18 protein-coding genes are annotated in these 20607 nt (G+C 54.0%); 11 read left to right on the forward strand and 7 right to left on the reverse strand.

The features are described from left to right. Positions 1 to 2 precede the first annotated feature (2 nt). Entirely contained in the window at positions 3 to 1283 is a 1281-nt protein-coding gene (gene lysA, locus AACY98_RS09445) for a diaminopimelate decarboxylase (protein ID WP_339804416.1), read from the forward strand. 137 nt (positions 1284 to 1420) lie between these two features. Here the strand turns inward: lysA and metK are convergent, their stop codons facing one another. Further along, on the reverse strand, positions 1421 to 2617 hold the full coding sequence (gene metK, locus AACY98_RS09450) for a methionine adenosyltransferase (protein ID WP_339804419.1): 1197 nt from the start codon (positions 2615 to 2617) through the stop codon (positions 1421 to 1423). Positions 2618 to 2863: 246 nt separating this feature from the next. Here metK and AACY98_RS09455 point away from each other — a divergent pair, with 246 nt between their 5' ends. From AACY98_RS09455 to AACY98_RS09475, 5 genes are all read left to right on the forward strand, one after another. Beyond that, positions 2864 to 3772, forward strand: a complete 909-nt coding sequence (locus tag AACY98_RS09455) for a lipid A biosynthesis acyltransferase (protein ID WP_339804422.1) — start codon at positions 2864 to 2866, stop codon at positions 3770 to 3772. A gap of 120 nt (positions 3773 to 3892) precedes the next feature. Then, complete coding sequence (gene dapF / locus AACY98_RS09460; protein ID WP_339804425.1) at positions 3893 to 4765, forward strand: diaminopimelate epimerase; 873 nt, start codon at positions 3893 to 3895, stop codon at positions 4763 to 4765. Then, entirely contained in the window at positions 4762 to 5454 is a 693-nt protein-coding gene (locus AACY98_RS09465; RefSeq protein WP_339804428.1) for a DUF484 family protein, read from the forward strand. The genes dapF and AACY98_RS09465 overlap by 4 nt, the downstream gene beginning before the upstream one ends. Positions 5455 to 5474: 20 nt before the next feature. Continuing rightward, complete coding sequence (gene xerC, locus AACY98_RS09470; RefSeq protein WP_339804431.1) at positions 5475 to 6488, forward strand: tyrosine recombinase XerC; 1014 nt, start codon at positions 5475 to 5477, stop codon at positions 6486 to 6488. Between the two features lie 171 nt (positions 6489 to 6659). Beyond that, entirely contained in the window at positions 6660 to 8057 is a 1398-nt protein-coding gene (locus AACY98_RS09475; RefSeq protein ID WP_339804433.1) for a DUF945 family protein, read from the forward strand. A 58-nt stretch (positions 8058 to 8115) separates the two neighbouring features. Here AACY98_RS09475 and AACY98_RS09480 read toward each other — a convergent pair whose 3' ends face one another. The 5 genes from AACY98_RS09480 to AACY98_RS09500 all read right to left on the reverse strand — a co-directional run bounded on the left by AACY98_RS09480 (position 8116) and on the right by AACY98_RS09500 (position 14759). Continuing rightward, a complete protein-coding gene (locus AACY98_RS09480; RefSeq protein ID WP_339804436.1) occupies positions 8116 to 8880 on the reverse strand; it encodes an ABC transporter ATP-binding protein in 765 nt (254 codons plus the stop codon). Next, a complete protein-coding gene (locus AACY98_RS09485; RefSeq protein WP_339804439.1) occupies positions 8877 to 10658 on the reverse strand; it encodes a branched-chain amino acid ABC transporter ATP-binding protein/permease in 1782 nt (593 codons plus the stop codon). Before AACY98_RS09485 ends, AACY98_RS09480 begins: the two co-directional genes overlap by 4 nt. Next, positions 10655 to 11710 (reverse strand): branched-chain amino acid ABC transporter permease, encoded by a 1056-nt coding sequence (locus AACY98_RS09490; protein WP_339804481.1) that lies wholly within the window; start codon positions 11708 to 11710, stop codon positions 10655 to 10657. The genes AACY98_RS09485 and AACY98_RS09490 overlap by 4 nt, the downstream gene beginning before the upstream one ends. A gap of 299 nt (positions 11711 to 12009) precedes the next feature. After that, positions 12010 to 13182 (reverse strand): ABC transporter substrate-binding protein, encoded by a 1173-nt coding sequence (locus AACY98_RS09495; protein WP_423817556.1) that lies wholly within the window; start codon positions 13180 to 13182, stop codon positions 12010 to 12012. A 122-nt stretch (positions 13183 to 13304) separates the two neighbouring features. Next, positions 13305 to 14759 (reverse strand): M20/M25/M40 family metallo-hydrolase, encoded by a 1455-nt coding sequence (locus tag AACY98_RS09500; RefSeq protein ID WP_339804442.1) that lies wholly within the window; start codon positions 14757 to 14759, stop codon positions 13305 to 13307. 551 nt (positions 14760 to 15310) lie between these two features. Here AACY98_RS09500 and tldD point away from each other — a divergent pair. The 3 genes from tldD (at position 15311) to AACY98_RS09515 (ending at position 17864) form a co-directional block, all read left to right on the forward strand. Beyond that, a complete protein-coding gene (gene tldD, locus AACY98_RS09505) occupies positions 15311 to 16777 on the forward strand; it encodes a metalloprotease TldD (RefSeq protein ID WP_339804445.1) in 1467 nt (488 codons plus the stop codon). Positions 16778 to 16787: 10 nt separating this feature from the next. Further along, positions 16788 to 17300, forward strand: coding sequence for an O-acetyl-ADP-ribose deacetylase (locus AACY98_RS09510; RefSeq protein ID WP_339804448.1), 513 nt, complete (start codon positions 16788 to 16790; stop codon positions 17298 to 17300). Between the two features lie 120 nt (positions 17301 to 17420). Beyond that, positions 17421 to 17864: a hypothetical protein gene (locus tag AACY98_RS09515; protein WP_339804451.1), complete on the forward strand. Its 444-nt coding sequence runs from the start codon at positions 17421 to 17423 to the stop codon at positions 17862 to 17864. 15 nt (positions 17865 to 17879) lie between these two features. On the opposite strand, the gene AACY98_RS09520 is transcribed toward AACY98_RS09515, so the two are convergent. Further along, positions 17880 to 18377: a VUT family protein gene (locus AACY98_RS09520; RefSeq protein WP_126979616.1), complete on the reverse strand. Its 498-nt coding sequence runs from the start codon at positions 18375 to 18377 to the stop codon at positions 17880 to 17882. A 218-nt stretch (positions 18378 to 18595) separates the two neighbouring features. On the opposite strand from AACY98_RS09520, the gene AACY98_RS09525 reads away from it, so the two are divergent. Both AACY98_RS09525 and AACY98_RS09530 read left to right on the forward strand, forming a co-directional pair. Then, positions 18596 to 19201 (forward strand): flavin reductase family protein, encoded by a 606-nt coding sequence (locus AACY98_RS09525; protein ID WP_339804454.1) that lies wholly within the window; start codon positions 18596 to 18598, stop codon positions 19199 to 19201. A gap of 261 nt (positions 19202 to 19462) precedes the next feature. Continuing rightward, positions 19463 to 20422, forward strand: coding sequence for a Kelch repeat-containing protein (locus AACY98_RS09530; RefSeq protein WP_339804456.1), 960 nt, complete (start codon positions 19463 to 19465; stop codon positions 20420 to 20422). Positions 20423 to 20607: the final 185 nt, after the last annotated feature.

Consider the following 20607-nt stretch of genomic DNA (forward strand, 5'->3'; position numbering starts at 1 on the left):
CCATGAACGCCTCATTACCCGGATTTCCATTCTTTCATTACCACCAAGACCAGCTTTATCTTGAACAGGTAGACATGGCTGCGTTAGCCGCACAGTATGGAACACCGCTGTATGTGTACTCCAAAGCCGCCTTAATACACGCTGTTTCCGGTTACCAACAGGCTTTGACGCACACACCGTCTCATCTGGTTTGCTACGCTGTTAAAGCCAATTCCAGTCTGGCCATTTTGCAAACGCTGGCACAGGCCGGCTGCGGTTTTGATATTGTCTCTGGTGGAGAACTACAGCGTGTTTTAACCGCAGGGGCAAAAGCCAATACCGTCGTCTTTTCCGGCGTCGGTAAAACACGTGCAGAAATGCACCAGGCATTGAAAGCCGGAATCAAATGCTTTAATGTCGAAAGCCTGCAAGAGCTTGATGTTCTGGCTTCCGTTGCCAAAGAAGCCGGAGCCCAAGCGCCTGTCAGCCTGCGCATCAACCCGGATGTGGATGCCAAAACGCACCCATACATTTCCACCGGGCTGGAAAATAACAAATTCGGCATTGCTTACAAACAAGCGCTGGCGGCCTATCAGCATGCAGCCTCGTTGCCGGATTTGCGCATTGTTGGCATTGACTGTCATATCGGTTCTCAGATCACCGAGGCGTCTCCCTATCTGGACACTGTGAATCGTCTGCTTGCCTTGATCCAGCAGATTGAATCCCATGGCATTCATTTGGAACATATCGATCTGGGCGGCGGCCTTGGCATTACATACCATGACGAAACCCCGCCCACGCCAACCAACCTTTACCAACCGCTGATTGAGCGGCTGCATGCGCACGGCCTGCAAAGCCGGGAATTACTGGTTGAGCCCGGACGCTCCATTGTCGGCAATGCGGGCGCGTTGATCACACAGGTTTTGTACCTGAAACCGGGGGCACATAAAAACTTCTGCATCGTTGATGCGGCCATGAACGATCTGGCCCGCCCGGCCATGTACGAAGCGTATCATGAGATTGTTGAGCTTAAACGCCATGCCGACCTCCCTGCGGCACCATATGATGTGGTTGGCCCGGTGTGTGAATCCAGCGACTGGCTGGGCTACGACCGTCAACTTCGTGTACAGGCTGGTGATTTTCTGGCGGTATTGTCCGCCGGTGCTTATGGCATGACCATGTCATCCAACTACAATTCGCGCACACGTGCAGCAGAAATACTTGTGGATGGCAAATCTGTTCATTTAATCAGAAAGCGGGAAGCAGTTACAGACCTGTATGCCCATGAACAATTGCTGCCCTAATGCACCAAAATGCCTGTCATTCAACCAGGCAAGCCGTACCATTAGCAAAGCCTGTCGCTTGAAATAACGTAAATTGCCAAACAAAAACCGCAGCCAAATAAGGCTGCGGCCTTGCCGTTTTAAAAACGCATTGACGTTTACTTTAACCCTGCCGCATCGCGCAAAACAGCCGCTTTGTCGGTTGCTTCCCAGGTAAACTCCGGTTCCTCACGGCCAAAATGGCCATACGCAGCCGTCTTGCCATAAATTGGGCGTTGCAAATTGAGCATCTGGATAATGCCCTTGGGCCGCAAATCAAAATGCGCGAGGACCAGATCCGCAATTTTCTCGTCGGCAATAACCCCTGTGCCTTCCGTATACACCGTGATATTGACCGGTTTAGCCACACCAATCGCATACGCCACCTGCACCTGGCACTGCCGTGCCAGCCCCGCGGCCACCACATTTTTAGCCACATAACGTGCCGCATAGGCCGCTGAGCGATCCACTTTTGTCGGATCTTTCCCGGAAAATGCACCGCCACCATGGGGGCACGCCCCGCCATAGGTATCCACAATGATCTTGCGCCCCGTCAGACCACAGTCGCCTTGCGGCCCTCCAACCACAAATCGCCCGGTCGGGTTGATCAGAAAGCGGGTGCCGCTCAACCATGCCTCAGGCAAAACGGGCCGGATAATATCTTCCACCACAGCTTCGCGAATCGTCTCCTGCGTAACATCAGGCGCATGCTGGGTAGAGATCACCACTGTATCCACGCTGTGCGGCTTGCCATCCACATAACGCAATGTCACCTGGCTTTTGGCGTCCGGGCGCAGCCACGGCAAACGTCCGTCCCGGCGCAACTGCGCCTGCCGCTCCATCAGCCGGTGTGCATAATAAATCGGGGCCGGCATCAGCACCGGCGTTTCATCGCAGGCATAACCAAACATCAGCCCCTGATCACCAGCACCAATATCCAGATAATCATCAGAAGCCCGGTCTACCCCCTGGGCAATGTCATTGCTTTGTTTATCATAAGCAACCAGCACGGCACATGATTTATAGTCAATACCATAATCGCCATTGTCATAGCCAATGCGTTTGATGGTATCGCGCGCCACCTGGATATAGTCCACATGCGCATTGGTGCTGATCTCCCCAGCCAGAACAATCAGGCCGGTATTTGCCAGCGTTTCGGCTGCCACACGGGAAAGGGGGTCTTGCTCAAGCACAGCATCCAGAATCGCATCAGAGACCTGATCGGCTAATTTATCAGGATGCCCTTCTGAAACTGATTCAGAAGTAAACAGATAATCATTACTCGCCACTTTTTCACTCCATTCAAACTTCGGCATTACACAAGACGTATCGCCATTCTGAAGTTACTGAGCGGCGAACGCTTTAGCGGCATTTATCAATCGCCCCGCAAGTTGCTCATTAACTCGGCGATATAGAACCGTATTATAGGCTTTTTGCTGTGCCCTGGCTAGGAAAGGTCCGTTTATCCACGATAATACATGCAACGAATCCCATCCCGGATTTCTGGTTATACACTTGGCGGCATTCGCATATTTTAATCACCGCCTTAATCTGTTTGCTTCATGTATTTAGGTACTCGGCTACTTTTATGGTTACTTTGGCTGCTGCACTGGCTGCCTTTGTGTATTCTTGCGCCTATCGGGCAAGGCTTGGGCAAGCTGCTTTACCGTCTGGCCGGCTCACGCAGGCGCATTGCACTACGCAATATCGAATTGTGCTTTCCTGAGTTGTCTTTTGCTGAGCAGGACAAAATCGTTCGCCAGCATTTTGAATGGCTGGCCCGCAGCGCTTTGGAGCGTGGCATTCTGTTTTATGCCAGTCCGGCACGTTTACGCCGTCTGATTCAGGTCGAAGGCAACCCACGCTATGCCGATAAACACCCCGATCAACCCGTGATGTGGCTGGTGCCTCATTTTGTTGGGCTGGACATTGCTGCAGTCACCACCCAGTTGAACCAGGAGCGCCATGCGGCATCCATCTATCAGGCGCAGTCCAATCCGATTATGGATAAAGCGGTGCGTAAAGCCCGCTTGCGTTTAGGCAAAGCCGTTATTTTCACACGCCAGCAGGGACTGATACCGGTCATGCGTGCCATCCGCCGTGAAGGCATGGCTTTTTTTAACCTGCCCGACCAGGATTTTGGCATGCAGGACGCTGAGTTTGTACCGTTCTTTGGCATTCCGGCCGCCACGCTGACAGCGCCGTCGCGAATTGCTCAGACGCTGAACATGAAAATCGTACCCATCATTGCAGAAATGCTCCCCGGAGGAAAAGGTTATAAAGTGCACTACCATGCCCCGTTAGAGGGCGTGCCCACCGCCGATGCATACACCGACACACTTCGGATCAACCAGTTTATTGAGCAGCAAATACGCCTGAACCCGTCGCAATACCTGTGGGTGCACCGCCGCTTTAAAACCAGACCGCCTGGAGAGCCTTCTTTATATGAGAACAAAAGCCCGGCTGCCTGACCACGCGCATACGCATATCAACCGGCATATGTAGCTGGTATATGTGCTCATGTCGAAAGCTGCCGTGAAAATCCCCTTACCCCCTTGTTTTCATTGCACCATCGTTCATAATAACAGCCTATGAAACTGAGTTTTACCAAAATGCACGGCGCGGGCAACGACTTCATTGTTCTGGATGCCACCGCCATGCCCATTGAACTGAATTCTGCGGTATACCGGCAACTGGCAGACAGGCATTTCGGCATTGGCGCTGATCAGATTCTGATCGTCGGCCCATCCCCTGCGCCAGGCATTGATTTCAGTTACCGCATCATCAATGCCGACGGCAGCGAGGTGGAACAATGCGGCAATGGCGCCCGCTGTTTCATGCGTTTTATCCATGAAAAAAAACTGACCACAAAAAACACGGTCAAAGTTCGCACGCTTGCAGGCGATATTGTTTTGCAGATGGATGATGCAGGGCATATCACCGTCAATATGGGGGCTCCTGTTTTTGAGCTGGAGCGAATTCCGTTTGCACCAGGCAATTTGCAGCCCGTTGCTCACGGTGCATGGCAGCTCTGGCCTTTGCCCCTGAATGCAGCCGCATTGCCGGCAAGCATTTCATGCGCGGTAGTTTCCATGGGCAATCCGCATGCGGTGCAACGGGTTGATAATGTCGATACGGCCCCGGTCACGGAAACAGGGCCTCTGCTTGAAAACCACCCCTGCTTTCCGCAGCGGACTAATGTGGGGTTTATGCAGGTGGTATCCCGCCAGCATATCAAAGTCCGCGTCTATGAGCGCGGCGCTGGCGAAACGCTGGCTTGCGGCACCGGCATTTGCGCCGCTGTTGTGTGCGGTATCCGGTTAGGCTGGCTGGATGAGCAGGTTGATGTTGATGCCCGCGGCGGGCGCCTGCAAATCCGCTGGGCTTTTAGCCGTGGGCTGCAGGAACCTGTTTGGATGAGTGGGCCTGCCCAGACCGTTTTTGAGGGAGTGATAGAACTATGAATACCATAACAGAAGATGACATTGCAGCTTACCTGCTCAGTACGCCCGATTTTTTCGACCGCAATGCCGATATACTGGCCTCCATCCAGTTAACCAGCCCGCACGGCCAGCGTGCAGTGTCATTGCAGGAACGCCAGATGGAACTGCTGCGCGACAAAATCAAGGGGCTGGAACTGCGCATGGCCAACATGATCCGTGCAGCCAGCGAGAATGACCAGACACACCAGAAACTGCTGGACTGGATACTGACGCTGTTGCAGGAGCGCACTGCCACACGTATCCCGCACAAACTGGTTACCGGCCTGCAAAACCACTTTAATGTCCCCCAGATTGCTTTGCGCCTGTGGGATATGGACAGCGCTTATGCCTCCAGTGTCTACGCGCAGCCGGTATCTTCCAATGTGCAGTCTTTTGTCAACAGCATGGGTGGCACCCCCTATTGCGGGCACAACCCCGATCTGGAAGCCGTTAACTGGCTGGACGATGCCGCCGCCATCCGCTCGGTTGCATTACTGCCTTTGTACACCCAGTCTCCGCACAAAACATTCGGCCTGATGGTGTTAGGCTCGCCAGATGCGCAGCGCTTCTCACCAGACATGGGCGTAGACGTGCTCAAAAGCATGGGCACCATTGCCAGTTCGGCACTGGCCCGCTGCCTTAAAGAAGCCCCGGCTTCCGGCGACATTTAACCGCAACCCGAGCCGGTGCCATGAACACGCCTTTGCCACCTGCCAGTTCTCAAGAAGAACCGGCAGCGTTCATGCCCTATCTGGAACACCTGCGTTATGAGCGCCGGCTGGCCGCACGCTCTTTAGAACGTTACCGCCATGACCTGGCCCAACTGGCGTTGCTGGCCCAAGAGCACGGGCTCGACCTGTCGACCCAATATGATCAGGTTCAACCGTTTCACCTGCGCTCCTGGCTGGCCAAACTGCATGCGCGCGGCTTAGCCCCGCGCAGCATTGCGCACTTGCTGTCTGCATGGCGTGGCTGGTTTCGCTGGCTGGGCCAGCAACAGCTTATATCCATCAATCCGATTGACGGCATCCGTGCACCCAAAGCCGGCAAGCCATTACCCAAAGCACTATCTGTGGACCAGGCCATGCAACTGACCGATTACAAGGAGCCTCCCAGCACTTTTGATCATCAGGACATGCGGCTTGAAACACGAGACCATGCCATCATTGAGCTTCTTTACTCCTGCGGTTTACGTATCAAAGAACTGGTCGGTCTGAATATCACGCCATCTGACCATGCTGCCGGCTGGCTTGATTTACAGGCCGGAGAAGCACATGTTCTCGGTAAAGGCAACAAACGGCGTATCGTTCCCATTGGAAGCACCGCAATCCATGCCATTCAAAACTGGTTGCGTGTCCGGTCGGAATTTGTGCGTGAAGACCCGGCCCCCTTATTTCTGGGACGCAATGGCACCCGGTTGACAGACGTTCAAATCCGCAACCGCCTCAGAAGCAGGGCCCGCCATGCCGGCATTGCAGGCAAAGTGCATCCGCACATGCTGCGCCACAGCTTTGCCACCCATCTGCTGCAGTCCAGCGGCGATCTGCGTGCTGTACAGGAGCTGTTGGGGCACGCCAGCATCAGCACAACACAGGTCTATACCCGTCTGGACTTTCAGCACCTGGCGCAGGTATATGATGCCGCCCACCCCCGTGCCGGAAATGTACCGCACACACCCACACAACCCAAACCAGCGAAAAAATAAGCCTGCTGCCATTTCTGCATTTCTATAATGACATTGCGCTTACAGAGAAATGCGTGTTTTTAGCGCTATTTGAACGCGATACGGTAGAATACTTCGGGTATCAACAACAAGACGGCTTGTTTTTGCGTCTTCGTTGCTCCTTCCCATGAGACCTGAGACAGGAAACCTTTTATGAAAACCAAATTTTTTGCCCGGTCCCTGATTGCTGCCACCATGGCAGGCAGCATATCCTGCGCCATGGCCCAAACCAGCGACAGCACAACCGCAACCGCAGCCCCGGCAGCACAGTCTGTTTACGGAACCATGGCTGAACAACAGTTGCAAAGTTATCTGAAGGGGTTGCAAGCCACTTTTCCGTCTTCACGCTTTACGCTGAAAACTTTCCAAAATACCGGAAACCAGTCTACCGCTGTCATCGAATCTTATTTCGATTTCGGAGTGGACATGTGGACAGACGATAAGGTCAACATGACCTTTGAAACCGATCTGACGATCCACCATAACCCGGTTTTGGAAAACGGGCATTTTGACGTTGCCCAAATTGAATGGACCACACGCGCCACGGAAAACACGACTTTTGAGTTGCTGGAACTGCTGGGCGATCAGCCCATCGAGCAAGGCAAAGGCACCATCGCGCTCAATGGTGATATCACCGGTGCCATACAAAGTGCACGGGCACTGGAAGGCGAAGCAGACGATATCGCCTTTAATGTGCCGTCTTATACAGGAACATTCCGTACATACAATCAGGGGCAGTTGGCCGACATGGACGTTACCATGCCTTCGCTTTCGGTTTACAGCACCGATCCCTATTACGAAGGCAGCGGTTTATGGGTAACCAACCTGCGCATCCTGCAAAGCGGCAAACCCATCCGTGACCATCAGTGGCAGTTTAACGGGCACAATGAAGTCAGCGTTGAAAAAGCAGAATTCCGCGATGAAGGTGAAACCGTCTTTACGCTCAACAATGGCAAATACACAGAAGACTCCAAAGTTGATGACAAGGGTCTGCTGCAAACACAGTTCACTTTTGCCGGCAACGCCGTTGTGGATGTTGAAAATCCGACAGAAAAACCCGTACAGGTTGATAGCTTTGATGTTGCCGGAACGATCAGCAATCTGCACGTAGACAATTACCTCAAACTGATGGATCAGTTCAAAGATGATTTCTACGGTATGGACTCCAAGGCCATGGAAAACATCATGCTGGATATACTCAGCCATGGCCCCAAGGTTGATATCAGCAAATTCTCACTGGTGCTCAATGGCGATAAAGGCGAGCTGAGCTATGACATCGGTATTCAGCCATTCACCGCTGAAGAGCGCCAGACACGCATGCATTTGCTGATTATGCAAAAACTGCAGGCACATGCCAGCATGGATATACCTGTCAGCTGGTTGAATATTTTCATGGAAGATTATGAGATTGAGGACTTCCTCGACGAAACCGTTGCCCGCGGCTATATCACCCGCACAGGCGACCGGATCACTTCCAATTTTTCATATGAAATGGGCAATATGACGGTGAACGGCAAACCATTGAATATGGGCAGAGGATTCCCGTTCTAAACCTGCTTTTGCATTCCAGATCAAAGCCGGGCCGCTGTAAAAAGCGTTCCGGCTTTGTTCATTTCTGCTTTTGGCGTCCCAGCCCCAGATAGGTTTCCATCACCTTAGGGTTGTGCAGCAGCTCTGATGCCTTCCCCTGCAAAACCTGTTCCCCGGTCTCCAGCACATAACCATAGTCTGCGGTTTGCAAGGCCATGCGTGCATTTTGCTCCACCAGCAGCAGCGCCATGCCCAGTGAGCGCAGATGGCTCAGGGTTGCAAAAATATCCTGCACAATCAGCGGCGCCAAACCCAGGCTCGGCTCATCGAGCATCAGCACTTTGGGCTTTGCCATCAGCGCACGGCCCACAGCAAGCATCTGCCGCTCGCCGCCGGACAGCGTACCGGCCTCCTGCCGGAAACGCTCTTTCAGCCGGGGAAAAAGCGCATAGACCACATCAAGCTGGTCCAGAAAGCCCCGCTCACCAGCCAGTTTGCGCACATAGGCACCCAGCTTCAGGTTATCTTCCACCGACATGGATGAAAACAACTCTCTTTTTTCCGGCACCAGCGATAACCCGTTCTGAACCCGGGATTCAATCGACCAGTGACTGATATCCTGCCCATCAAACATGACCTGCCCATGCGCCAGCCCGGTTGCAGGCAAGGCATGCATCAACGCATTGAGCAAAGAGCTTTTGCCCGCCCCGTTGGGGCCGATCACTGTGGCAATCTGCCCGGCCCTGAGCTCCAGGCTGACATCATGCACGGCTTCAATCTTGCCGTAAAACACATGCACGTGTTCAACTTTCAACAGAATATGGCTCTCTGCTAGGCTGCTCATGCCATGCCTCCCAGATAAGCCTGCAACACCGCCGGGTCCTGCTGAACCTGCTGCGGTGTGCCGCTGGCAATGCGTGCACCGTATTCCATCACCACCAGGCGATCGGTCAGGTTCATCACAAAATCCATGTCATGCTCCACCAGCAAAATACTCATGCCCTCATCACGCAGCTTGCGCAACAGATCTGCCAGCGCCTTTTTCTCCATATAACGCAGCCCGGCAGCGGGCTCATCCAGCAGCAGCAGCGTCGGGTCTCCTGCCAGCGCACGCGCAATCTCCACCACCCGCTGTTGCCCCAGCGCCAGATTACCCGCCTGGGTATACATGGCACCTGTCAGCCCGACCCGTTCAATCTGCCTGGCGGCCTCGGCCAAAAGCCGTTTTTCGTCAGGACGGTCCAAGCGCAACACCGCACGCAGCGGGCCGCTGTGCCCGCGCAGATGCGCGCCAACAGCCACATTTTCCAGCACCGTCATCTGCGGCAACAGTTTGACATGCTGAAATGTGCGTCCAACCCCCTGATACACAATCTGTCTTGAGGAGCGCCCATCAATACGTTCGCCGCAGAACCTGATTTCTCCGCTGTTAAGTGCCAATACACCAGACACCAGGTTAAACAGCGTTGATTTGCCGGCACCATTGGGGCCGATCAGCCCCACGATTTCACGCGGTCCGACATCAAAACTGACATCATTGACCGCAACCAGCTCACCGAATGTTTTACGCGCCTGCCGCACTTCCAGCAACGGCCCATTGCTGTCGCCAGTCCGCCGCCGTGACGGTAATGGCTCCACACTTTGCGGGTCAGGCGCCTGCGTTTGCGCGCGCTGCGGCAGCAGACGCGAAATATACCCCCAGACCCCATCGCGGCTGTAATGCAGAATCAGCACCATGACAATGCCCAGCACCACCATTTCGTAATTGGCCTGCTCTCCAATCAACCTGGGTAGCATGCTTTGCAGCACATCTTTCAAAATCGTGATGACCGCCGCGCCAATCAACGCGCCCCAGACCTGCCCCATGCCACCAATGACCGCCATGAACAGATATTCTATGCCATAGTTGATGCCAAACGATGTCGGGTTCACCGCCCGTTGCAGCCCGGCATATAGAAAGCCGGACACGGCAGCCAGCACCGCTGCCAGAATAAACACCAGCATCTTGAGCCACTGGCTGTTAATGCCCATGGCTTCTGCCAGCACATTACCACCTTTAAGTGTATGGATGGCCCGGCCAATGCGCGAATTCAGCAGATTGCGCACCCCCAGCATCGATAAAATCAATACGATCCAGATCAGGTAATACATCTGCCGCGGGCTGGCCAGTTCCCACCCAAAGACATGAAGTGCCGGCAAGCCGGAAAGGCCGTCGTATTTGCCCAGGAACTCCATATTGCCAAACAGATAAAACAGCGCAAGCCCCCACGCCAACGTTGCCAGCGTCAGGAAATGGCCGGAAAGCCGCATTGTCACCAGCCCGATCAAAAAGGCAATCAGCACGGCCAGTGCAATGCCTGCCAGCAAACCGAACCAGGGCGAGATATTGAATTTGACCGCCAGCACCGCTGTTGCGTAACTGCCAATGCCGACAAACGCCGCCTGCCCCAGTGTGGTGATGCGGGCAAACCCGGTCAACAGCACCAGACCAAGCACCGGCAGCGCATAAATGCCGGTGTAATTCAGCAGCGTGATCCAGTACTCCGGCACCGGCAACTGAGGCACAGCCAGGCAAATCACCAACAATACCAGACCAACCGCACTGAGATGATGAGGCTTCATGATTCCTCCTCCTCCTCATCGTGTTGTCCCTTGGAAATAGACAGCCACAGCAGCAGCGGAATGATCAGCGTAAAGACAATCACCTCCTTATAAGCGCTGGCCAGAAAGGATGCCCATGATTCGAGCACGCCCACAAAAATAGAACCCAGCGCCGTCAGCGGATAACTCGCTAGGCCTCCAAAAACAGCCCCGACAAACCCCTTGAGGCTCATGATAAAACCGGAGTCATAATACACCGTGGTCAGCGGCGCAATCAGCATGCCACTGACTGCCCCCAGCGCCGCGGCAATGACAAATGTCATACGGCCGGCCCGTGCGGTATTAATCCCTACCAGCCTTGCCCCCATGCGGTTCACCGACATCGCCTTGAGTGCCTTGCCCATGAAGCTGTGCTCAAAATACACATACAACACCAGCACCAGTGCCAAGGCCGTCATGATCACCACCACGGTCTGCCACTTCACAAAAATGGTGCCCAGCAACATGCCGCCATCAATGAAAGGCGCTGTCTGCACGCCTTCGGGGCCAAACATCACCAGCCCCAGCCCCATCAGCGCAAAATGCACAGAGATGGAAATGATCAGCAGCGTCAGCGTGCTGGCCTGCGCCACCGGCTCAAACGCCAGGCGGTAGACCATCGGACCCAGCGGAATCACAATCAGCAGCGTCAGCAGGCTTTGCACCAGCAGCCCGGTTTCTCTGAGCGCATACGTGCGCACCAGCAAAAAAATAGCCACAGGCAACGCAATATCGCGCACCAGCATATATGCCCATTGTTTGGCCGGGAAGCGGGTGCGGGCCCCCAGCATGCGTGCGGCTTCAACCATGAAACAGACCCCACCCAATACCAGCAGCAGCCACACCGTTGCCGGAAACATCTGCGACTGCAAGGCCGCCATGGTCAACGCCCCATATGAAACAAACTCGCCCTGAGGAACAAACAGCACACGCGTGACAGAAAACACCAGCACCACCGCCAGCCCCAGCAAGGCATAAATGACACCTGTGGTCAGCCCGTCAATGCTCAGCACGCCTGCAATAAACGGGTCAATCATAAACCACCTGATACGGGTTGATGTTGCTCAATTTGATCTGATCGCCATTCAATCGGTTCATGTTCATCTGACTGCGCCACACTGATTGACAGCACGACACACCTCTCCTCACACCGCATTCTTAGGTCAATGCCGTAAAGAATGCTGCGCCCATCGGGCAAAGGTTTGATTTTACCTCCTTATCAGCACCTTCTGACAGCCACATGACCTATTGTCGGAATTCCTCTCCCCATAAAAACAGCCACCGCTCAGGGTGGCTGTCAAAGAACCGGATGCACCGGCCAAAACCTGCGCGTTCAGTCCGCCAGATAAACGAAGCGGTTGTTTCGAATAGTGCCGATCACCGCCGAGCGGCCATCTAGCCCCACATGGTCTTTGGCACTGGTATTGACAATGCCGTTGGGCATGATCACTTCAGTGGTCCGCTCCAGCTCATCGCGCAAAGCCGTGCGGAACTCCACGGTTCCCGGCTTTCCATGCTGTAAAGCGCGCTCAACTGCGGCATTGAGTACCGGATAAGCACCGGCCGCATCACCGGCAAACTGCGTCACTGAATTGGCACCATATTTGGCATTGTAGGCATTCACAAACTCCATCGCCGCCGCACGCACCGGATGGTCCTGCGGCAGTGTTTCTGCCACCACCACCGGCTGCGTCGGGAAAATGGTGCCTTCCACATCTCGCCCGCCGATTTTCAGAAACTCCGGCGTGGCAATGCCATGCGTCTGGTAAATGGTGCCTTTATAGCCCATCTGCATCAGTGTTTTCTGGGGCAATACGCTGGGGGTGCCTGAGCCCGCAATCAGAACAGCATCGGGCTTGAGCGAAATCAGCTTGAGCACCGGACCGGTTACGCTGGTATCGGTACGGTTGTAACGCTCAACTCCCACAATTTGAATGCCGTGCTTTTCAGCAAAAGGCTTGAACGCGTTCAGCCAGCTTTCGCCATAGCTGTCCGCATAGCCGATAAACCCAAGCGTTTTCACACCATGCTGCGCCATGTACTGCGCCAGCACATCGGCCATCAGCGTATCGGTGGCAGCCATCTTAAATACCCAGCGTTTCTTGGGATCATCAGGCGGCTCCACCACCACCCCTGAGCCCACCAGCGTGATGGTTGGCGTTTTGCTCTGTGCAATCAGGTCCAGCGCAGCAAGTGCCCCAGCTGTCAGATTGGGGCCTACAATCACATCCACCTTTTCTTCATTGATGAATTTGCTGAAGCTGCGCACGGTGGCAGAAGGATCGGTCGCATCATCCAGAATAATGTACTTGGCAGGCTCTCCACCCAATGTCTGGGGCCACATCTGAATGGCATTGCGGCTTGAAATACCCAATGCCGCCGCCGGCCCGGTGCTGGAAAGCACCACCCCAACCTTCACCTCTGCCTGTACCATGGGCGCCATGCCCACAGCCGCAACCGCTGTCAGCGCCATAGCTGCTTTGCGTAAATGCTCAATCCATCTCATCTCTGCCTTCTCCTTTATCCGAACCGTTCTTCACATTGATTGCTTACACCGGATTATCCACAAAATCATGCCGCAAGGCGCAAGGGGCTCATATACATGGTCCGCTCTTTGCCCCGGCCGCGTCAAGGATGCATTGCAATCACCTGCGCCACAGATGCCGTCAGCTTGCGTGCATAGGGCAGATGCAAAAACTCATCCGGCCCATGCGCATTGCTGTTGGGGCCCAGTACGCCACACACCAGCATTTGCGCCGCTGGAAAATTCGTTTGCAGCATGTTGATCAGCGGAATTGTCCCACCCTGCCCAATGAACGCACAGGGCGCACCATAGTGAGCTTGTGAAGTCTGCTGCAACGCCTGATCCAGCCAGGACTGATAATCCGGCAGGTTCCAGCCATTGGCCGGCAGTTCAGGCGCAAAAGTCACTTTGGCGTTATAGGGCGTATTTTCTTCCAGCAGCGTTTTCACCTGCCGCACGGCATCCTGTGCATTAACCACCGGCGGCAACCGCAGGCTCAGTTTCAACGCCGTATGCGGCCTGAGCACATTGCCGGCATTTCCCAGTGCCGGTAAACCATCCGCACCGGTCACCGACAAAGTCGCACCCCATGTGCGGTTCAGCAGCGCCTGCACCAGGTCTGTAGTAACCGGATGCACCGGCGAGCCATCAGCCCCCTGCGCCCAGGGATAGCGTTTGAGCATGCCTTCCCCCAGAATCCGGGCGGCGGCCCGTGCCTCCTGCATCCGCTTGGCGGGGATTTCGCACTGAAATACCGCCGGTTTGAGCTGCCCGGTCTGGCTATCCTCCAGCCGGTCCAGTAACTGGCGCATGACCCGCATGCTGGACGGTACCACGCCTGACGCATCGCCCGAATGGATGCCCTGCGTCAGCACCTCCACCCGCAATACGCCGGCAGCCATGCCACGCAGCGAATTGGTCATCCAGAGCTGATCATAGTTGCCCGCACCCGAATCCAGGCAGACCACCATGCCCACATCACCCATGCGCTCTTTCAAAGCATCCAGATAAGCAGGCAAATCGGTCGAGCCCGATTCTTCACAGGTTTCTATCACACCCACCACCCGCGGGTGTGATGCCCCCAGTTGCTGCAAAACCTTCACAATGGTGGCACTGGCATAAATGGCATACCCGTCATCGGCGCCACCGCGACCATACAGCTTGTCATCCACAATTTTGGGCAGCCACGGGCCCAGCCCGGCACTCCAGCCGGAAAATTCAGGCTGTTTGTCCAAATGCCCATACATCAAAACCGTTTGTGTTGCGGCGGATTGGTATGCCGCCACCTCAAAATAAATCACCGGCGTGCGGGGCGAACCATCCGGCTTGCTCAAACGCACAACCTCTATCTGCAACCCCTGTATCTGCTGGGCCTTGACCCACGCCACCGCATCGTGCACCACCCGGTCAATATAGCCATGCTCTGCCCACTGTGCATCAAATGCAGGCGATTTCGCCGGAATTTTGATGTACTCCACCAGTGCAGGGGTAATTTCCCGATCCCATTTTTGGTGCACCAGTGTCTGTAGCGCCTGTGTGTCGATTGTTTTGTGATCCATACTCATTAAACCTTATTCCCTATTAAAAGCAGAAAGGCAGGTAAACACCTTCCGCCTGAAAAAACACCTTATGCCTGCAACAAACTGCCATGATACGCTGATTAGGGTCAGGACTCATTAAATAGAGAGATTGCGTTTGCTGGAATGGGGGTAGGACAAGGCACGAAGCGAAGGCAATGGCACGGGCCCTTGCCAAGCTGAGCAACGCAGTCAATAGCGCCATTCCAGCAAACCCGAAGGGCAAATGTGCCATGAGGCGCATCACTGCGTTGTTTCGTGCTTGCGTAGTTTATTACACGGCGCACTTCAACGCCTTATGCTGCATCCTCCTTACACACTTGCGCAACGCGCTATTTAATGAGTCCTGACCCTAGATTTACGCGTTCATATCATACGCACCTCCTGCGTTTCAGGCCTTGCTTATTCCCAAAAACAGATCATTTTTCTGCCTGCACTGGAAATCCGGCATTTTCATCCCCATCTTTATAAGATGTTTCCCCGTCTGGAGCGCCTTTACGCGATAATTCAGACTTCACCACGGAATTTATTTCATGATTTCACACGAACCTGCACTGGAACGGCTGCAAACTGCCCAATCACTTTTGCTGACCCCCTTCGGACTGGATGAAACCACACTGGCCCGGGCACTGAAACTGATCGGCGAACACCGTATAGACGATGCCGACCTTTATTTCCAGTACACCTGCCTGCAAGGCTGGTCATTGGAGGAAGGAATCGTCAAATCCGGCAGCTTCAGCATTGACACCGGGGTGGGCGTACGTGCCATTACGGGTGAAAAAACCGCTTTTGCCTATTCTGACGATATTTCAGAAAACGCCTTGTTTGATGCTGCACGCACGGTGCGCGCCATTGCTGCGGCGGGGCAAAATAAACGCATCCAAATTGCCAGGCCAGCCACTGCTGGCAGCAGTTCGCACAACCTGTACCCGGCCCTGAATCCGATCACCTCCCTGGACAACGCCGAAAAAGTAGCTCTGCTGGAAAAAGTGGAGCGCCTGGCCCGGGCCAAAGATCCACGCATTGTTCAGGTCATGGCAGGCCTTGCCGCAGAATACGATGTTGTACTGATTGCCCGTGCTGACGGCACCATTGCCGCTGATGTACGGCCTCTGGTCCGCTTATCCGTCACCGCCATTGCAGAACAGAATGGCCGGCGTGAAATCGGCTCCAGTGGCGGCGGCGGCCGTTTCGCCCTGACTGCACTGTCAGAAGCGCAGATTCAACAATATGCCGACACGGCTGTTAACTCCGCCTTGCTCAACCTGGAAAGCCGCCCCGCTCCGGCAGGCCAGATGGATATTGTGTTGGGCAGCGGCTGGCCGGGCGTATTGATTCACGAAGCCATCGGCCATGGCCTGGAAGGCGACTTTAACCGCAAAGGCTCCAGCGCTTTCAGCGGCCGTATCGGTGAGCGCGTGGCAGCGCCTGGTGTCACCATTCTGGATGACGGCACCATCGCCGACCGGCGCGGCTCGCTGAACATTGATGACGAAGGCCACCTTACCCAGCGCAATGTACTCATTGAAGACGGCATACTCAAAGGCTATCTGCACGACGCCTTGAACGCCCGCCTGATGAAAACCAGCTCCACCGGCAACGCCCGCCGCGAAAGCTATGCCAGCGTGCCCATGCCGCGCATGACCAATACATTCATGCTTGGCGGCGACAAAGACCCGCAGGAAATCATCTCTTCGCTGAAACGGGGGCTGTACGCCACCAACTTCGGTGGTGGTCAGGTCGACATTACCAGCGGCAAGTTTGTATTTTCGGCATCAGAAGCCTATTGGGTTGAAGACGGCAAAATCCAGTACCCGGTCAAAGGCGCCACCATTATTGGTAACGGCCCTGACGCCCTGACCCGCGTCACCATGATCGGCAACGACCTTGAGCTGGACACCGGTGTAGGCACCTGCGGCAAAGAAGGCCAGAGCGTTCCCGTTGGCGTTGGCCAGCCCACCATCCGAATCAACGGCATGACGGTTGGCGGTACCGCCTGAATACATGGCGATGCCAGAATTTCGTGCGATTCAGGCCAACATCACCACCTTGCAGGTTGATGCCATTGTCAATGCCGCCAATACCTCTTTGCTGGGTGGCGGCGGTGTCGATGGTGCGATCCACCGTGCCGCCGGGCCTGACCTGCTGGAAGCGTGCCGCCGCATTGGACGCTGCCCGGTAGGGCAGGCACGTATAACCCCAGGTTTTAACCTCGCTGCGAAATACATTATCCATACCGTCGGCCCTTACTGGCAGGATGGACTGCACGGTGAACCACAGGCCCTTGCAAACTGCTACCAGAACAGCTTGGCCTTGGCTGGCGAACACCGTGTTCAAAGCATGGCATTCCCCTGCATCAGCACCGGCGCATACCGTTATCCCCAAAAAGCCGCGGCAGAAATTGCCGTCAACACGGTCAAAGCCTATCTGGCTGAAGAAGCGCTCCATAACCACCATCTTCAGGAAATCATTTTCTGCTGCTTCAGCGCTGCAGATCTGGCAATCTACCAGCACATACTCTGATTTTGTGGGTGCTGCCCCGGCAAGCGTATATACTGCTCTTATTGTGTGGGCCAGATTTGCATTGCGCTCAGCGTGATGCAAAGCAGGCTTGTCCTTTACCAGCAAAGCATATTGCCCCCTATGAAGCCATCATATTTCTCTTTGCTGCTGCTTTTGTCAGCCATCATCAGCACATCCGGGTGCGTATCAAACGCCCCAGTGCATGAAACGCCAGACCCGCAATACGGTATGACCATAGAAACCGCCATTGAAGTCTGCAAGCCTGTGGGACAACGCCAATATCTGTCCCGACTGATTTGCCCGGACGGGCAAAGCCCGTACTTTTACCGGACCGGCAATGTCGGCATGCGTACGCCTTGGCCCGAGAATCTGACACCCGCGCAGGAAAGAGAATATGCCGCCAAATGCGGCCAGCCGATACAACCCGGAGACCCGGACTATCACATCATTGACCGCTACCATGTGCAATGTGGCGACCACATCGTCATGATTTACATGGACATGTACCACTGTAACCAGCCCGCTCCCAACGTTGCACCGGCTGGATTTACCATTCGGCCTTAATGCCAGCAGCTCAACTCAGTTGAATGCCCTTTTGTAGTAGCTGAATAAGTACGGCAGCAACACCTTATAGGGTGCAAGCAGCATCACTGCCATCAGCCACTTCACGCTCATATCACCGGCGGCCAGCATGAACCAGTTCATGTGCGTACCAGCAAAAGCGATAGAGAAGAACACCAGCGTATCTACCACGGTTGCCACGGTGGAGCCAAAAAACGGCGCCTTCCACCAGGAGGCCTGCCGCCAGCGGTTAAACACCAGAATATCCATCAACTGAGAAAAAATAAACGCTGCACCAGATGCCACAGCAATACGCCACGGCGCCAGATACAAAGAAACCACAACAGCCACCGCAAACCCGACAAACACCACACGGCGTGCATTGCGCGAACCAATGGCACGGTTTGTCAGGTCTGTCACCAGAAATACCAGCGGATACGAAAAAGCGCCCCAGGTCAGCCAGTCATTAATCACAAACTGCACCAGCACATTGGACAGAATGATCACCGCCGCCATTGCACCAATAGGCAGCAAGAGCTGCCGCCAGGACAACACCAAATCATCTGTTGCTGAAAGGACCTTCTTTTCTATCATTTGCTTGCTCTGAATGCACCGTCTAAAAAACGACCAGACCGCTATTATCCCACGATTCCTTTCCTGTGCACCCCTGTTCTCTTTCTATAAAGCGCCAAACCCGGTAAACTGCCGGAAATCAACACTTTTTATACTACAAAATGAACATGAACTATCGTGAAGCTGTGCCGCTGGAAAAAGCCTACCGGCTTTTAAACCATGGGCCTACAATTTGCGTCAGTGCCGCACACAATGGGCAACAAAATATCATGACTGCCGCCTGGAACATGCCACTGGATTTTGCACCATCCAAAGTTGCTGTGGTCCTTGACAAGCAGACCTGGACACGCCAGTTGCTTGAAGCATCGGGCACATTTGCCATCAGCGTTCCAACCCGAGCTCAGGTTAATCTGGCGCAACAAATCGGCTCGCTTTCCGGTGCAGCATTATTGCGTGACACGCAAAAAGACAAAATCACCACATTAAACCTTCAAACATTTACCGGCACAACAACTCAAGCCCCTTTGCTTGAAGACTGTGTTGCATGGCTGGAATGCAAACTCATTACTGAGCCACATATTCAGCAAACCTACGATCTGTTTTTAGGAGAAGTCACTGCAGCATGGGCTGATACCCGTGTTTTCAGCCAAGGCCATTGGCACTTCGAAGGTCATGATGAGCTCAGAACGATACACCATGTAGCCGGGGGGCATTATTTTATTGCCGGGCAGGCGATCCAGTCGTCCGCTACAGGGCCTTCTGACTAGCTTGCCTTGCATTTGTTTCTGCGCCCGAAACAAATGATCAAATTCAGAAGACCGCTATACTTTCCATATCAATACAAACGCCAATATTGTCAATATTAAATGCACCCCATGAAAAGATATTCCTTTGTACATGTCACTCGTCATTTCATTTTTGCCTGCATAGGGGCTTTTGCATTTAGTGTTAGCTGGTTTCTATCATCTTCAGCACATGCCAGATTACTTGTTCTGACAGATGGGCGTGTTCTGGTGACCGGCGCATCTGTGGGAGCAGATCAAGCCAAAATCTATGATCCGGTCAAAAACCAATGGGTACAAACGGCCCCTGCAAACCCCGCATGGACCGATTCCAGATCCTCCAGACATTTTCTAACCCTGTTGCCAGATGGTCGTGTACATGTCCCTGGTGCCGGTATTTATGACCCACAGTCCAATACCATCGACACCACAGCAAACCAGCCAGAACCATTCAACTCATATTCAACAACCACCATTTTGAACGATGGGCGCATCATGTTCATAGGTGGAGAGTCAAGCATAGGAGAAGGCCTGACAGATGCTGCCATCTTTATGACGGCAAATAATCAGTGGCAGAATATCCATCCCATGCAACAAAAGCGCATGCTTGCTATTGCGACCACACTGCAGGATAACTCAGTTCTTGTCACTGGCGGGATCTCTGCGGCTGGTGCTGGCACCGAATTATCTGCCGTAGAACTCTACACACCGGATGCAGATCAATGGACTCAAATGACCGCTATGCAAACCGCCAGAGTTCGCCACACAGCAACACTTTTAGACAATGGAAAGGTTTTGATCGTCGGTGGAGAAGATGGTCCGACACAAGCCCTGAATACGGTAGAGCTATACGACCCCGCCTCTCAGACATGGACACAATTACCCGAAATGCAGGAGGCGCGTTGTGATCACTACGCCATCTTATTGCCAGACAATCAGGTTATGATTGCAGGAGGATGGACCGATGATGGCCAGGTTGACCTTGTCGAAATATACGACCATGCCAAAAACCAATGGTCTCGTGCCGATGCGTCATGGAACTGGGTCAGCGAAGCCGTTCCATTACCGGATGGACGCCTGATGGTCACTCGCGTCATATGGTCACTGGAAAATGGCGAATGGCAAAATACCCAGACCATTGAAATTTACGATCCTCAAACAAAAGGCTTTACCGTTCTGGCTTCAACAGAAACACCTATGCAGTAAAAGGCATAAAGAAAGAGGTATCAAGGTTCTCTGTCCACAAATGTGAGCAGCATTCGGTTTATGTTTGTAATGCTTCTTTCCCCGCCAATAAAAAAGCCCCCTGTGTTTAGCAGAGGGCTTTTCCGTAGCATAAATAGTCTGACGATGTCCTACTTTCACACCCGGCAATTGGGCACTATCATCGG

It is taken from the genome of Saezia sanguinis (assembly GCF_963921665.1).
Taxonomy (GTDB): Bacteria; Pseudomonadota; Gammaproteobacteria; order Burkholderiales; family Burkholderiaceae_C; genus Saezia; species Saezia sanguinis.